The following is a 14048-nucleotide window of genomic DNA, read 5'->3' as shown; positions in this document are numbered from 1 at the left end:
CCAAGATGGGATCGGCGTTAACTTTCCGATGCGAGCGCCTGCCGTACCTGGTCGATCGCGGCGAGCCAGGCGTCGCGCGAGGTGAACTCCTCCACGCGGACCGCCTCGCCGGTGACCTCCAGCCGGTAGGTGATGACGGGCACGGCTACCACCGAGCGGACCATGACGGTGCCGGTCGGGACGTGCACCTCCACCCACCGCGCCGAACCGCCGCGCCAGGCCGCGTCGTCGGGCTCCTCGAGGACCGCCCAGTCCAGGCCGGCGGCGCGGGCGCGCTCCACGGCCTGCGATCGGGAGGCGGTGAGCAGCTCGCGGAACCGCTGGGACATCGCCGCCTCGATCACCAGCTGGGCGTCGAGCCCCTCCACGGAGACGCCCACCTCGTCGAGCCAGCCGCGCATCTCTCCCTCCGCGGCGGCCAGGGCCGCGTAGTCGCCGGCCAGGGACAGGCGCCGGGCGAGCGCCCCCACCAGCTGCAACGCCCGCTGGTAGCGTTCGGCGTCGATCATCGCGAGCGGGAAGAGCCGGTCCTCGGCCGCGCGCAGCCGCCGGGCGAGCTCGGCGTACTCCGCGGGGATGGGACTGCTTGGCAAGAGCTTCACTCGTTCACTATCGTCAGTGTGACACGTCGGATCCTAGACGGCATTCGGGTGATTCGCCAGGACGGCGAAGGGTGGACCCCGTGAACAGGACTGCGGTCGTCACGCTGGGCGGCGACGCCTCCACGCGCCGGGGACGGGCGGGGGCGGCGTGAAGCCGGCCGTGCGCGTGCTGCGCGACACCTACCTGGACTCGGTCCTGCAGCTCCTCGGCGCCCGGGCGATGCGCGGCGCCGACGGCGTGGAATGGGCGACGGCCGTGATGGCGACCGCGGCCAACCTCGACGCGCTACGGCAGGAGGGGTTCGACCCGCCGGTGGCGTCGCCGTACGACCTGGTGCTCGCGGTGCGGGCCAGCGACCCGGAGGCCGCCTTCGCGGAAGGTGAGCGGGCGATGTCCGGCCCCCGCGAGAGCGGGCCGGCCGAGCAGCACCCGCGCTCGCTGGCGGAGGCGCTGGAGCGCCGGCCTGGCAGCACCGTGGCGGTCGTCTCCGTTCCCGGCGACTACGCCGCCCTGCACGCGCACAAGGCGCTCGGTCGCGGCCTGGACGTGCTGCTGTTCAGCGACAACGTCTCGGTCGCCGACGAGATCGCGCTGAAGGACCACGCGGTACGGCGGGGCCGCCTGCTCATGGGGCCCGGCGCCGGCACGGCCGTGATCGACGGCGTGGGGCTGGGGTTCGCCAACGTGGTGCGGCCCGGGCCGGTGGGGATCGTCGCGGCGGCGGGCACCGGGGCGCAGGAGGTCATGTGCCTGCTCGACCGGGCCGGTGTCGGCGTGTCGCAGGTCGTCGGCCTGGGCGGGCGCGACCTGACCGCCGAGGTGGGCGGGCGCATGGCGGCGCAGGCCGTCAGGAGGCTCGACGAGGACCCTTCGACGGAGCTGATCCTCCTGGTGTCCAAACCGCCCGACGAGCGGGTGATGCGGCGTGTGATGGCGGCCGCGCGCACGACGGCGATGGTCACGGCCCTGCTCGGGGTGGCCGGCGAGACGCTCGAAGGCGGCGTGGTCAGGGCGCTAGAGCTGCTGGGCAGGCCGGTGCCGTCCTTCGACCGGCGGCACGGCCCGAGCGTGGACGTGGCCGCCTCCCGGCGGGCACCGGGGCGCACCACGGTGCGTGGGCTGTTCTCCGGCGGATCGCTCTGCTACGAGGCCATCGCGGTGCTGAGCGGCATCCTCGGCCCGGTCTGGTCCAACACCCCGATCGACCCGGAATGCCGCCTGCCGGCGCCACCGGGTTCCCACGTCTGCCTGGACGTGGGCGAGGAGGAGTACACCAGGGGCCGGCCGCATCCGATGATCGATCCGGGGGCGCGTCTCGAACTGCTCCACGAGAGCGGGCCCGACGTCGCCGTGGTGCTGCTCGACGTGGTGCTCGGCCATGGCGCGCATCCCGACCCGGCGGGGATCCTGGCACCGGAGCTCGCCCGCCTGGACGGCCCGCAGGTCGTCGCCCACGTCCTGGGCACCGCGCGCGATCCGCAGGGATACGACGAGCAGGTACGCGCGCTCGCCGAAGCCGGATGCGTCGTCACCGAGACAGCCGCCGACGCGGCCCGCGCCGCGGCGGCGATCGCCCGCGGCGGGAGCGCCTGATGAGGCGTGTCGCGCTCCTCACCTACTCCACCAAGCCCCGCGGTGGGGTCGTCCACACCCTCGCGCTGGCCGAGGCGCTGGCGGACCTGGGGGTCGACGTGCACGTCTTCGCCCTGGGCGGCGAGGGCTTCTTCCGCCCGCTGAGGGTGCCGTTCACGCTGTTCCCTGTCACGGTCGCCGGCGACTCCCTGGAGGAGAAGGTCTTCGCCTCGGTGCAGGCCATGGTCGCGGGGCTGACGAAGGTGGCCGGCGACTTCGACGTCCTGCACGCCCAGGACTGCATCACCGGCCGGGCCGCGCCGCAGGTGCACCAGCGGGTGGTGCGCACCGTCCACCACGTCGACGACTTCACCACGCCGGCCCTCGTCGACTGCCAGCGCCGGGCGATCCTGGAGCCGGACCACGTCCTGGTCGTCAGCGAGCACTGGCGCCGCGTGCTGCTCCAGGAGTTCGGGGTCCGCGCCCAGGTCGTGCGCAACGGCGTCGACCCTGCCAGGTTCCCGCCGGTCAGCGCGCGGCGGCGGGCCGGCCTGCGGGCCTCCGTCGGGGCGGCGGACCGGTTCCTGCTGCTGGCCGTCGGCGGCATCGAGCCGCGCAAGGGCAGCACGACGCTGTTCCGCGCGCTGGCCCTGCTGCGGGAGAAGCGGCCGGTGCTGGCGATCCTGGGCGGCCAGTCCTTCCGCGACTACGAGACCTACCGCCGCGACGCGCTGGCGCTGCTGGACGGCCTTGGCCTGGACGTGGTCCAGGTGGGGACGGTCTCCGAGGAACTGCTGGCGGCGTGGTACCGCAGCGCCGACGCCCTGGTGTACCCCTCGATCGAGGAGGGGTTCGGCCTGGTCCCGCTGGAGGCGCAGGCCTGCGGCCTGCCGGTCGTGGCCAGCGACCTGCCGGTGTTCCGCGAGTTCCTCACCGACGGAGTCGACGCCCTGCTGCCCGCCGTGGGCGACCCCGAGGCCCTCGCGGCGGCGCTGGAGCGGATCATGGCCGACGAGGCGCTGCGCGCCCTCCTGGTCGCCGGTGGCCGCCGGGTCGTGCCGCGTTTCACCTGGGCGGCCACCGCCGCCCGGCACGCCGAGATCTATCGCTCCATCGCGTGATCGTGGCCGGCAGGGCGGGCGGCGAGGAGCGCCGCCCGCTCGCGGACCTGCCCCTCGACCGCGAGCACCCGTTCCAGCGCCTCGAACCAGCAGACGTAGTACGGGGCCTGCGGCCGGGCCGCGATCCGCGCGATCAGCGCCTGGCGGAAGTCCTCCCAGGCGAAGGCGCCCACCTCGCAGGCCGCCACGGCCAGGCCGAACGCCCGGCCCTCCCACGGCTCGGCGAACACCAGCTCGCCGTTCGAGCGCGGCGGCGCCGCCGGGCTGCCGACGTCCAGCTGGATGGGGAGGGTCATGGCGTCACCTGCGCCACGCCCACCATCGCGTCGCGCGTGACGAGCGGCACGAGCTGGTCCTCCGGGAGCCCTTCGGTCCCGGCCGGCCGGGCGGGGAGCACGAAGTAGCGCACCTCCGAGCTGCTGTCCCACACCCGGACCTCGACGTCCTCCGGTAGCCGCAGCCCCATCTCGGCCAGGACGGCACGCGGCTCGCGGACCATCCTGGACCGGTAGGCGGGGTCCTTGTACCAGGAGGGCGGCAGCCCGAGCAGCGGCCAGGGATAGCAGGAGCACAGCGTGCAGACGACCACGTTGTGGACGGCGGGCGTGTTCTCCAGGACCACGACGTGCTCGCCCTGCGGTCCCTTGTAGCCGAGCTCGGCGACGGCGGCGGTGCCGTCGGCCAACAGCCGCTCCTTGTATCCGGGATCCGTCCACGCCCTGGCCACCACGTGCGCGCCGTTCAGCGGCCCGACGTCCCTCTCGTACATCGCGATGTACTTGTCCATGACCGCGGAATCGACCAGGCCGCGCTCGACCAGCAGCTGTTCCAGCGCCTCGACGCGCAGCTCGATCGGCACCCGTTCGTCCGTCATGGCGCCTCCTCCAGGTAGTCCTCGTAGAGGTCGACGTTGAGCGCGGACGGCTCGGCGTCCGCGCCGAACAGCTCGGCCGAGGTGAAGCGCACCGTGTACACCCACTGCGGGTTCTCGCCCTGGAAGTGGGCGTTGGTGTCGGGCAGGACCTGCGCGGGCTGGACGATCACCACGGTGCCCGTGTGCCCCATCACGTACCGCGGCAGCCGCGTGTGCCCCGGCGGGTCGAAGGCCCTGGCCCGTACGGCGGCGCCCACCGCGAACCGGGGCGCCGACGACACCTCCCGCAGGGAGCCCGCGGCGGTCGGTGCGTAGTCCGGCCTGGTCGGCTCCGGCGGACCCGGCTCCTCGGCCGTGCCCCCCGACAGGTTGGCGGCCCGCGCCTCCACGGTCCCCGGCGCGATGATCGAGCTGTCGAGGAGCAGGTTCTCCGCGCCGTGCAGCCACCGGCCGTAGTAGCCGTCGTCCAGGTAGTCCGGCCGGTCGAGCCGGTTCATCGCGTGCCGGAAGGCGTCAAGGTTCGTCCCCGACAGCCGCATCGACAGCAGGGCCAGCGCGAAGGCCCTGGCCTGCCAGGGCTCGGCGAAGACCGGCTCGTCCGGGGCGGGGACGGGCGCCCGTCCCCAGCCCTCGGTGCCCCCCATGTCGTGGATCCCGGTGGCCTTGCTGATGCCGGTGGCCTTGTTCATCGTCGCCTCCCAGCCGCCCCGCCGGGTGGGGCGCGCCCGCGCCCCGGCAGCGGGCGGGTGCTAGACCGTCCAGGTGTTCAGCTGGAACGCGCCTTCCTTCCACGCGGTGAGCGCGGCGTCGAGCACGTCGAGCGGGTTGAACGGCGTCACGCCGGGGATCAGGTCGTCCTCGCGGAAGCCGTACAGGGCGCCCATCGCGAACCGGCAGGCGTAGATCGTGGCGCCTTCCTTGATGAGGGTCTTGATCTGGTTGTTGATCGCGAGGTGCCCGGGGAAGGCTTCCTGGCCGACGCCGGGGTAACCCCGCGTGCCCGACGCCAGCAGCACGCCCGGGCCGTACAGGACGATGCGCACGTCGAAGCCCTTGCGTACCAGGCGCGTCGAGGTGAGCAGGTTGACCAGGGCCACCGAACCCTCGTACGGGACGGTGTGGATGAAGACGTAGGCCTTCTGCCCCGCCTCGGCCCTGACGTCGGTGAACACCTTCTCTTCGGTGTCGTACAGGGTCTCGCCTTCGGCTGGCAGCTCGGTGGTGACGGTCTTCGGCATGGTGACCTCCTTGACTAGACGGCCTTGACTAGACGGCGGGGCCGGCCGGCGTCGTCGGCCCGGGCCAGTGGCGGCGGTGGCTGCCGGGCATGGCGGCCAGCACCCTGCGGCGGACCGGCCACGGCGTGAGCCGGTAGACCGGGACGAAGATCCTGCGCCAGAAGAAGGAGCCGCGGGCCGGCGGCGGGGCGGTGCCGTGGGCGCGCGCCACCCGGGCCTGCGCGTCCCTGAGGAGGCACTGCTGGGCGTTCTCGCGCAGCCATCGGCTGATCACGTCGCCACCCCGGCTTGCGCGGCCGTCACGATGGGCTCGTTGAGCGCGCCGATCGGCGGCGAGTAGACGTTCTCCATCGACGCCAGGTCGCGCAGGGTGATGCCCTTCCTGACGGCCAGCGCCAGGAAGTCGGCCCGCTCCTTGATCCCCTCGCCGCCGACCATCTGCGCCCCGATCAGGCGCAGCGTCCGCGGCTCGGCCAGGAGCTTGACCGTGACCGGCCGGACGCCGGGGAAGTAGCGCGCCCGTGAGATGCCGGTGGCCTTGCCGACCACGTGCGGGACGCCCAGCGCGGTGGCCGTCACCTCGCCCAGCGCGGCCCCGCCGATCATCCACGTGCCCGCGACCATCCCCCACGGCACGTAGACCGGCTGGTAGGCGCGGTCCCCGCCCGCGGCGTTGGTGCCCGCCACCTTGCCCTGGGCGTAGGCGTGGCTGCCGGTCAGGCCCTGCAGGGGCAGCCCGCCCAGCCCGTGCGGGATCTCGCAGACGTCGCCCGCGGCCCAGACGTCCGGCGCCGACGTGCGCATGTGGTCGTCGACGACCAACCCTCCCGTCATGCCCGTCCTGAGCCCGGCGGCCACGGCCAGCGCGGTATTGGCCACCTTGTGCGTGGCCACCACGACCAGTTCGGCGGGCAGCTCGCCGTCGCTGGTCGCCACGGCTCTGACGTGCCCCTCGCGGTCGCCGGCGAAGCCGCGGAGCGTGGTGTTCCAGTGCATCGTCACGCCCATGTCGGCCCAGGACTCCTGCACGGGGGCGACGATGTCGGGATCGCACAGCTCGCCGAGTGCCCACGGGTGCGGGTCGACGACGTGCGTGTCGATGCCGCGGTGGGCCAGGGCGGTCACCATCTCCAGGCCGAGCGGGGAGGCTTCGACGACGACCGCGTGCCGTACGCTGTCGAGGATCTTGTCCCACTCCATGGCCCTGCGGATGTTCTTGACGTAGTACAGGCCGCTGAGATCCTCGCCTGGCACGCCGGGGGGTTCGTAGTCGAAGCCGGTGGCGATGACCAGCGCGTCGTAGCCGACCTCGACCGGGCCCTCGCCCTGCCCCTCGACCTGGACGGTCCGGGCCGCCGGGTCGAAGCCCAGCACCGTCGTCTCGTACCTGACGTCGATGCCCGCGTCGACGTAGGCCTGCTTCTCGGCCAGGAACAGCGACGCGAAGTCGGGGATCTCCCTGCCGTGCACGTACGGGATGCCGCACGGGCTGTATCCCACGTCCTCGAACGCGGTGTAGACGATCACTTCCGCCGCCGGCGCAGCGGCCTTCGCCGCCCCCGCCGCACCGATGCCGGCGGCGCCCCCGCCTATGACAACCGTCCTCCGTGCCATGGACTCGACTCCCGCCCGTACGGCACAATGTTCGTACATTATAGAGGACTTCACGTTGACTATCCTGCATGGCGCTTCGTGATGGCAATGACGAGGGGATTTCATGACCGAGGGTCACCAGGTCGACGAGATCGTCAGCCAGATCGGCCCCAAACTGCGCGCGCTCCGTACGGCGCAGCGCCAATCCCTGCAACAGCTGGCCGCCGTCAGCGACGTGTCCGCCGCCGCCATCCACAAGATCGAGCGCAACGGGATGGTTCCGACGATCACCACGCTGCTCAAGCTCGGAGCGGCGCTCGGCGTCCCCGTCCGGTACTTCGTGGAGGAGGACGAGCAGCCATCGGAGCCGGTGCACTACACCCCGCGCGATCGGCGCCCCACCGTCTACACGCCGCACGAGGGCCTGGCGTTGGCCGGGATCACCGGCTCCTACCGGCAGTTCCAGACGGCGGCGGCCATGGCGACGGTCACGCCCGGCGCCTCCAGCGGCGCCAAGCTCATGCAGCATCCGGGCGAGGAGCTGATCCACGTCACCGAGGGCACGCTGACCTTCCGCGTGGGCGATCACACCTTCCCGCTGGCCGAGGGCGACTCCCTGCACTTCTCCGGCGAGGTGCCGCACCGCTGGGCCAACGACGGCGACCAGCCGGCCAGGGCGATCTGGATCGCGCTGCGCAACGGCTAGCCGGCCGTGGTGTGGCGGACGGTGATCCGCGGCGGTACGCGCAGCGTGTTGGTGACGTAGCAGACCCTCTGCGCGGCCTCGACGAAGCGCTCGGCCTGCTCGTCGGTGAGAGAGGAGACGACGTCGATCGCGATGTCGCTGTAACGGGTCCCCTCGTAGGTCCCGGTGACGCTGACGTCGAGCAGGGCCGGCTCCTCGCCAACCTTCCTGGCGCTGTGCACCAGCGCCAGCGCGAAGCACGACGCGACGGCCGCCAGCAGGTAGTCGGTGGGCTGCGGGCCGGTGTCGGTGCCGCCCGCGCTCTCCGGCTCGTCGACCAGCAGCCGGAAGGAGCCGGCGGTGACGTCGACCCGGTAGCCGCCCCGCCACCGGGCCGCGACCGTGCGCGTGCTCATCGCGCCTCCGCCAGCGCCAGCAGCGCCGCCCGGAACGCCGCCGCGGGCGCCGTCGCCACGCCCGCGCCGATCTGGCCGGACCCGTCGCGGGCGTGCAGGATGCCGGTGTTGACGCGTGGCGTGATCCCGGTCTCGACCACCTCGCGAACGTCCACGCCCAGGGGCGTGCCGCGGAAGTCCGTCACGGGCAGCTTGAACCTGGTGCTCTCGGCCACGCAGATCCGGCGCATGTCGCCGGTGACGCGGGCGGCGTCGGCCATCGAGCCGCCGAGGAAGGCCGCCACCGCGGGCGCGCCCGCCGTGGCCGCGCCGCCGAGCCCCACCAGTTCGAGCACGGCGCTGTCGCCGATGTCGGGCGCGCCGTCCCGCGGCCCGTATCCGGCGTGGAACAGCGCGGCCTCGACCGGCGGGCTGCCGGCGACGAACCATCGCCGGTCCCCCGCCAGCTTCACGCCGTACGTCGTGCCGTTGCGCGCCATCGTCGTGACGACGCTGGATCCCTCGACGCGCTCGGCCGACAGCGTCAGCGCCTTCGCGCCGCCCATCGCCAGCGTGAGGAAGAACAGGTGGTTGGCCGACAGGTACGCGGCCAGCGGCACCGCGTCGTCGAGCGCGGCGATCTGCGGCAGCATCGAGCGCAGCAGCAGGTTGGTCGACGCCTGCACGCGCATGTGCACGTCGTCGCCCATCTGCACGCCCTGGGCGGCGATCGCGAACACGTCGATCGGACCCATCCGCGCCACGATCTCCCTGAGCAGCGGACCGGCCACCGTACGGAGGAAGACGAGCCGCTCGACGGCCGCGGCCGACTCCCTGCCGAGCCAGGCCGTGTCGCCCGGCCCCTGACCCAGGGGGGCGAAGGCGCGCGTGCCGCCCGCGGGATCGTCCACCACCCAGACCGGCATGCTCGGCCCGAGCGCCGTCGCCAGCGGCACCACGGTGTCGTGCTCGTTGGCCGAGGCCGGCTCGACGTGCCCGCCGGCCAGCAGCCGCTCGGCTCCGGCCAGGTCGGCGGCCCAGCCCTCCGCCACGACCGCGGCCCGCATCGACCGCCGCAGCGGATCGCACACCGCCTCCCCGGCGATCGGCGGCCCGGCGTGCAGGATCATGCGGTCGCCCAGCCCGGGCACGACCTGCCCCGCCGGGCGGACGTCGACCGCGTAGGGAACCTCCCTGTCGAGCCTGCGCGCCACCTCGGCGTTCGCGCTGTCCAGATCGGCCGCGTACAGGCCGGTCAACGCCCGCACCAGCACCGGATCGCCGCCCGCCGGCGGCCCGGCGTCGACGTGGACCACCGTCGCGCCCTGCGCCGCCACCGCGTCGGCGAACACCCGCAGCCCCAGGTTGACGACCTCCATCGTGGCCACCTCCTCAGCGTCCGGCCAGGCGCGCGGCGCGGGCCCGGACCGCCTCCTCGGCCGCGCGGAGCGCCGCGCGGCGGGCCCCCGCCTCCTGGGACAGCTCGGCGGCCCGGTCGCGGACCCCTTCGATCATCGGCATCATGGCCGGCGGCGCGGCTCCGCCCAGAGCGGTGCGCGAGGCGACCAGCGCCTCGGGCGTGAGCCGCACCCGCAGCTCCGCGTCGTCGAGCGGCCAGGGACGACCCACGACCTCCACGGCCGCGCGCGCGATCGCCGCGGCGTCCAGCGCCCCGCTCTGCCGTACGGCGTGCCGGACGACCCGGTGGGCGGTGCGGTAGTCGGCGCCGAAGCACCGCATGAGCAGTTCCGCCAGGTCGGTGGCCTGGGTGAACCCGAGGTCCAGGGCCTCGCGCATGCGTGCGGCGTCGGCCTCGAGCGTGCGGATCACTCCCGTGGTGAGGCGGGTGGCCCGGTGGGCGACGTCGAGGGCGCGCGGCAGCTCGCCGTACAGGTAGATGAGGTTGTCGCTGCGGGCCGACGGCGTCTTGACGACGGCGGTCAGGCCGGTCAGGCGGCCGAGCATGACGCCCGCCGTGCCGCGGATGACCGTGAGGGCGTACGGGTTGCGCTTCTGCGGCATGACGACGCTCGGCCGGCCGTACTCTTCGGCGAGCTCGACGAAGCCGAACTCGGCGCTGGCGAAGATCTCCAGGTCTTCGGCCAGCTTGTCCTGGGTGAGGAGAAGGCTGGTGGCCGCGGCCATGACGTGCGTGAACGGGTCGGTCTGCCACATGGCGTCGCGGGTGTGCGTGATCGCGCGGTCGAAGCCGAGCGCCCTGGCGGTCGCGTCACGGTCGTCGAGGATGCTCGAGCCGTTGGCCGCCCCCGACCCGGCCGGGCCGGCGTTGACGTGGCCGAACTCGGCGAGCAGGCGGGCGGCGTCGCGCAGCGCGGGGTCGGCGAAGGAGAGCAGGTAGTGCCCGAACGTGGTCGGCTGGGCCTGCTGGAGGTAGGTGTAGTCGGGCATCAGGGTGGACAGGTGCCGTTCCGCCTGGCCGGCGAGGGTGGCGGCCAGGTCGGCGGCGGCGGTGACCAGTTCGAGGACCTGCCCGCGCACCCGGATACGGAAGGCGGTGCGCACGGCCTCGCGCCGGGTCCGCCCGGCCCGCAGCCACCCCGCGTCGTCGCCGATCCGCTCGGTGAGGTGCCGTTCGCGGGAGATGTACGGCTCGCCCCTGCGGGGGTCGTAGCCGACGGCCTCGGCGGGCATCGCGGCCAGGTCGAGGAGCGCGCCCAGCAGCGGGCCGCGGACCCGGTCCGGCAGGATGCCCCGGTCGGCGAGCTCGACGCCGTGGGCCAGGTCGGCGAGACCCAGCGCGGCGTGCAGCCAGGGGGCGTCGGCCGCCTCCCAGGCATGGCCCGCCGCCACCAGTTCCTCCGCGGGCCCGCCGGTCATGTCGCCGCCCTCCCCAGCAGGTCGAGCGCGGCGGGAAGGCCACCGGTGTGCCAGAGCACGACGGGGGCGTGCGTGTCGGGCCGCAGCCGCGCCACGGCGGCCAGCGCCTTCGTGCCGTACTTGGCGTCGAACAGCACGCCGTCGGCGCGCAGGGCGGCCAGCATGATGGGCCCGTCCCGATCGCCCGCCGCCCCGGTGGCGTCGATCAGCTTCCAGTTCGTGACCGCTTCGTGGCCCATGCGGGCGACCAGGCCGAGGATCTCGTCCCGGATCCGGGGCAGCGGCCGGCTGACCGACACGCCGTAGACACGCCATCCGGCGCCGATGGCGGCCCTTCCGGCCAGCAACCCGGCGATCGACGCCCCCGATCCCACCGGCAGCACGACGGCCGCCTCGTCGAACGGCAGCTGCGCGGCCAGTTCCTCGGCGGCAGTGGCGAAGCCGAGCGCGCCGACCGGCGTGGCACCGCCGCGGGGGACGGCGTACGGGGCGCGCCCGTGCTCGCGCAGGTGCGCGGCGCGCTCCTCGACCAGCGTGTCGAGCGCGTCCCGGTCGGCGCCGGTGTAGTGCACCGTCGCCCCGGCGCACCGTGCCATCCGCACGGTGGCGGTCGGCTGCTCCCCTGCCGTCCCGGCGACCAGCACCTCGCAGTCCAGGCCGCAGACCGACGCCGCCAGCGCCGCCCCCGCGACGAAGTTGGACCCCGGCGAACCGCCTGTGACCAGCACGTCCGCCCCGCGTGCCAGGGCGTCGCCGAGCAGATACTCCAGGGCGCGCGCCTTGGCGCCGGCCAGCCCGAACCCGCACAGGTCGTCCCGCTTGAGGTACATGCCGGCCAGCCGCTGGAGCGGCGTCGGCAGCAGGGCCAGGGGCCGGCGCGGAGGGCTCATCGCGGCGCCTCCGGCGTGCCCCGGGCGACCACCGCGTCGACCATGGCCGCCGCGGTGGCGAGTTCCGGGCGCGCGGTCCAGCGAGCGAGGTCGGCCGGGTCGGCCACGCCGCGGGAGGCCAGCGCCGTCACCAGGTCGGCGTCCGCGCGCAGCGCCTCGTGCAGCAGGTCCTGAGCCCGGTGCTTGCCCAGCCGCCGCGACAGCTCGGCCAGGACGCGTTCCGACGCCCAGCCCGTCCTTGCGAGGTTGTCCGCCATGCGCCCGGCGTCGACGACGAGACCGTCGACGAGGTCGGCGGCCAGGTCGGCGGCCGTGCCCGCCGCGAGCGCGACGTCGGGCAGCGCCGCCCATTCCGCCTTCCAGGCGCGCCCGTCCCGCTCGTGGCCGCCGGCCATCCCTTCGACCAGGACGCTCGCCGCCGCCCTGGCGAGCCTGGCCAGGGTGTCGAGATGCTCGCTGGTCTCGGGGTTGCGCTTGTGCGGCATGGTGATGCTGCCGACGGTGGCCTCCGCCGTACGCTCCGACAGCTCCGCGATCTCGGCTCGCTGCAGCTCGTAGACCTCGTTCCCGATGCGGGCGAGCGTGGCCGCGACCATGCTCAGCACCGTCCCGAACTCCGCGACGCGGTCGCGCGCCGAGGTCCACGAGACGAGCGGATCGCGCAGCCCGAGCCTGGCGCAGAACCGCTCGCGCAGCTCCTGGCCGTGCGGTTCGAAGAAGCCCAGCACGCCGACCGCCCCGGCCAGCTGGCCCACCGACCACCGCCCGGCCCCCTCGGAGAGCCGGACGATGTGGCGTGCCACCTCATCCGCCCAGGTCGCCGCCTTGAACCCGAAGGTGATCGGGGCGCCGGGCTGGCCGTGCGTGCGTCCGCTCATGACGGTGTCGCGGTGCCTGGCCGCCAGCCGCAGCAGCGACCCGTGCGTCCTGACCAGGTCGTCCTGGACGAGCCTGCCGACATCCCGCATCACCAGCCCGAACCAGGTGTCGGTGAGGTCCTGGACGGTGGCTCCGTAGTAGACGTACTCCCGCGCGGGCTCGGGCAGCAGCCGCTGCAGCCCGCGGATGAGTCCCAGTGTGGAGTGCGAGGTCCGCCGGGTCTCGGCGGCGACGAACGCCAGGTCGAGGCGCTCCGCCCGGGCGTGTTCGGCGATCTGCCCGGCCGCCCGCGCCGGGATCAGGCCGAGCTCGGCCTGCGCGGCGGCCAGCGCCGCCAGGATGTCCAGCCAGGTCTGCAGCCGCTGGTCGAAGACGGCCCGGAGCCGCGGCGTGCTCCACAGGTGAGCGTACTCCGGCGATTCGGTCAGACGGGTTGCCATGACGGCTCCCACCCGCGCGCCACGTGCTCCAGCGCCGCGCGCACCTGACCCAGCGTGGCCCCCCAGGGCACGACGACCAGCCCGTCCGACCGCTCGATCCGGTCCTCGAGCAGGCAGCACTTGGCCAGCGCCGGGACGCCGGGGTCGCCGGCGCGCGCCCTGGGACAGATGTCGACCGTGGCCGCCGCGGGCTCGCCGTAGAACCACTGGTGGATCTCGCGCGACCTGGCGCAGCCGAGCAGGGTCCACTTCGCGAGGTCGGGCCGCCGGTCCAGGTACGCGGTCGCCGTGCCGGCGACCGTCACGCCGGACCCGCCGCACGGCAACAGGTACCGCTCGGCCGGGGCCCGCGCCGCGAGCTCCTCGAAGGTGACCGTGTCGGCCACCGGCACGATCGGCGGCAGGTCCTCCGCCACCTCGAGCAGGCGCCGCACCTGGTCGAGCAGCTTGGGCGGCTCCGGCGGAACGATCTCCCGTACGGCCAGCCGCAACGGGACGGGGTTCACGATGAAGCTGACGTGCGCGTACCTGCCCTCGACCACCACGGCCCGCGCGCCCGGCGCCCGCGCCAGCGCGACCCGCGCCAGCGTGGACGGCACCGCCGTATCGGCCTCCGGAGCCACGACGTAGGCGCACTCCTCCGGCGCGGCGAGCACCTCGACCCTCGTGACGGGCGAGAAGAGGGGCTCGTCCGACTCCTTCTCGACCCGCAGCAGCGCCGTGCCGCCCCGGGCGTCGCGGACCACCAGGAAGCGCGTGCGCCGGTAGGCCTCCCGGCCGAGGAAGAACCGCTCGTCCAGCCTGTCGACCTGGGCCACGGAGACGCCCCGGTAGGCGCTCGGGACCATGTTGGGGATCCCGTCGGGCGTCACGTGGGGGCTCCCGTCGGTCGTCTCGTGGGGCGTCATGGCAGGCGTCAC

General features: G+C 74.1%; 16 protein-coding genes. 3 read left to right on the top strand and 13 right to left on the bottom strand.

Annotated elements, in window-relative coordinates; genetic code table 11:
* Nucleotides 1-17 precede the first annotated feature (17 nt).
* Nucleotides 18-602, bottom strand: a complete 585-nt coding sequence (locus ABZX22_RS34590; RefSeq protein WP_354917648.1) for a hypothetical protein — start codon at nucleotides 600-602, stop codon at nucleotides 18-20.
* A gap of 148 nt (nucleotides 603-750) precedes the next feature.
* Here ABZX22_RS34590 and ABZX22_RS34585 point away from each other — a divergent pair, with 148 nt between their 5' ends.
* Both ABZX22_RS34585 and ABZX22_RS34580 read left to right on the top strand, forming a co-directional pair.
* Nucleotides 751-2196 (top strand): FdrA family protein, encoded by a 1446-nt coding sequence (locus ABZX22_RS34585; RefSeq protein ID WP_354917646.1) that lies wholly within the window; start codon nucleotides 751-753, stop codon nucleotides 2194-2196.
* On the top strand, nucleotides 2196-3296 hold the full coding sequence (locus tag ABZX22_RS34580; RefSeq protein ID WP_354917643.1) for an MSMEG_0565 family glycosyltransferase: 1101 nt from the start codon (nucleotides 2196-2198) through the stop codon (nucleotides 3294-3296). Before ABZX22_RS34585 ends, ABZX22_RS34580 begins: the two co-directional genes overlap by 1 nt.
* Here the strand turns inward: ABZX22_RS34580 and ABZX22_RS34575 are convergent.
* Genes ABZX22_RS34575 through ABZX22_RS34550 form a run of 6 tightly spaced genes read right to left on the bottom strand, consistent with a single transcriptional unit; the run spans nucleotide 3278 to nucleotide 7022 of the window.
* A complete protein-coding gene (locus tag ABZX22_RS34575; protein WP_354917640.1) occupies nucleotides 3278-3592 on the bottom strand; it encodes a nitrile hydratase accessory protein in 315 nt (104 codons plus the stop codon). The two genes, ABZX22_RS34580 and ABZX22_RS34575, sit on opposite strands and share 19 nt — an antisense overlap.
* Entirely contained in the window at nucleotides 3589-4170 is a 582-nt protein-coding gene (gene nthA, locus ABZX22_RS34570; RefSeq protein ID WP_354917637.1) for a nitrile hydratase subunit alpha, read from the bottom strand. The genes ABZX22_RS34575 and nthA overlap by 4 nt, the downstream gene beginning before the upstream one ends.
* Entirely contained in the window at nucleotides 4167-4859 is a 693-nt protein-coding gene (gene nthB / locus ABZX22_RS34565; RefSeq protein WP_354917634.1) for a nitrile hydratase subunit beta, read from the bottom strand. Before nthB ends, nthA begins: the two co-directional genes overlap by 4 nt.
* Nucleotides 4860-4919: 60 nt before the next feature.
* Nucleotides 4920-5408 carry an MSMEG_0572/Sll0783 family nitrogen starvation response protein gene (locus tag ABZX22_RS34560; RefSeq protein ID WP_354917631.1) on the bottom strand — a complete coding sequence of 163 codons (489 nt, stop codon included), beginning with the start codon at nucleotides 5406-5408 and terminating at the stop codon, nucleotides 4920-4922.
* 28 nt (nucleotides 5409-5436) lie between these two features.
* Complete coding sequence (locus tag ABZX22_RS34555) at nucleotides 5437-5682, bottom strand: hypothetical protein (RefSeq protein ID WP_354917628.1); 246 nt, start codon at nucleotides 5680-5682, stop codon at nucleotides 5437-5439.
* Nucleotides 5679-7022, bottom strand: coding sequence for an FAD-dependent oxidoreductase (locus tag ABZX22_RS34550; RefSeq protein ID WP_354917625.1), 1344 nt, complete (start codon nucleotides 7020-7022; stop codon nucleotides 5679-5681). The genes ABZX22_RS34555 and ABZX22_RS34550 overlap by 4 nt, the downstream gene beginning before the upstream one ends.
* A 103-nt stretch (nucleotides 7023-7125) precedes the next feature.
* Between ABZX22_RS34550 and ABZX22_RS34545 the strand changes: the two genes are divergently transcribed.
* Nucleotides 7126-7707: a cupin domain-containing protein gene (locus ABZX22_RS34545; protein WP_354917622.1), complete on the top strand. Its 582-nt coding sequence runs from the start codon at nucleotides 7126-7128 to the stop codon at nucleotides 7705-7707.
* Here ABZX22_RS34545 and ABZX22_RS34540 read toward each other — a convergent pair.
* The 6 genes from ABZX22_RS34540 to ABZX22_RS34515 are packed head-to-tail and all read right to left on the bottom strand — an operon-like array spanning nucleotide 7704 to nucleotide 14000.
* The gene (locus tag ABZX22_RS34540; RefSeq protein WP_354917619.1) at nucleotides 7704-8102 is read right to left on the bottom strand and encodes an OsmC family protein; all 399 of its coding nucleotides are present in this window, start codon (nucleotides 8100-8102) and stop codon (nucleotides 7704-7706) included. The two genes, ABZX22_RS34545 and ABZX22_RS34540, sit on opposite strands and share 4 nt — an antisense overlap.
* Nucleotides 8099-9460, bottom strand: coding sequence for a DUF1116 domain-containing protein (locus ABZX22_RS34535; protein WP_354917616.1), 1362 nt, complete (start codon nucleotides 9458-9460; stop codon nucleotides 8099-8101). Before ABZX22_RS34535 ends, ABZX22_RS34540 begins: the two co-directional genes overlap by 4 nt.
* A 13-nt stretch (nucleotides 9461-9473) precedes the next feature.
* Entirely contained in the window at nucleotides 9474-10919 is a 1446-nt protein-coding gene (locus ABZX22_RS34530; protein ID WP_354917613.1) for an argininosuccinate lyase, read from the bottom strand.
* Nucleotides 10916-11809, bottom strand: coding sequence for a pyridoxal-phosphate dependent enzyme (locus tag ABZX22_RS34525; protein WP_354917611.1), 894 nt, complete (start codon nucleotides 11807-11809; stop codon nucleotides 10916-10918). Before ABZX22_RS34525 ends, ABZX22_RS34530 begins: the two co-directional genes overlap by 4 nt.
* Nucleotides 11806-13128, bottom strand: a complete 1323-nt coding sequence (locus ABZX22_RS34520; protein WP_354917608.1) for a lyase family protein — start codon at nucleotides 13126-13128, stop codon at nucleotides 11806-11808. The genes ABZX22_RS34525 and ABZX22_RS34520 overlap by 4 nt, the downstream gene beginning before the upstream one ends.
* Entirely contained in the window at nucleotides 13113-14000 is an 888-nt protein-coding gene (locus tag ABZX22_RS34515; RefSeq protein ID WP_354917605.1) for a hypothetical protein, read from the bottom strand. Before ABZX22_RS34515 ends, ABZX22_RS34520 begins: the two co-directional genes overlap by 16 nt.
* Between the last annotated feature and the right edge of the window lie 48 nt (nucleotides 14001-14048).

Source organism: Nonomuraea sp. NPDC003804, assembly GCF_040610675.1.
In the GTDB taxonomy this organism is placed as follows: domain Bacteria; phylum Actinomycetota; class Actinomycetes; order Streptosporangiales; family Streptosporangiaceae; genus Nonomuraea.
This window is presented reverse-complemented; position numbering and strand designations above follow the sequence as displayed.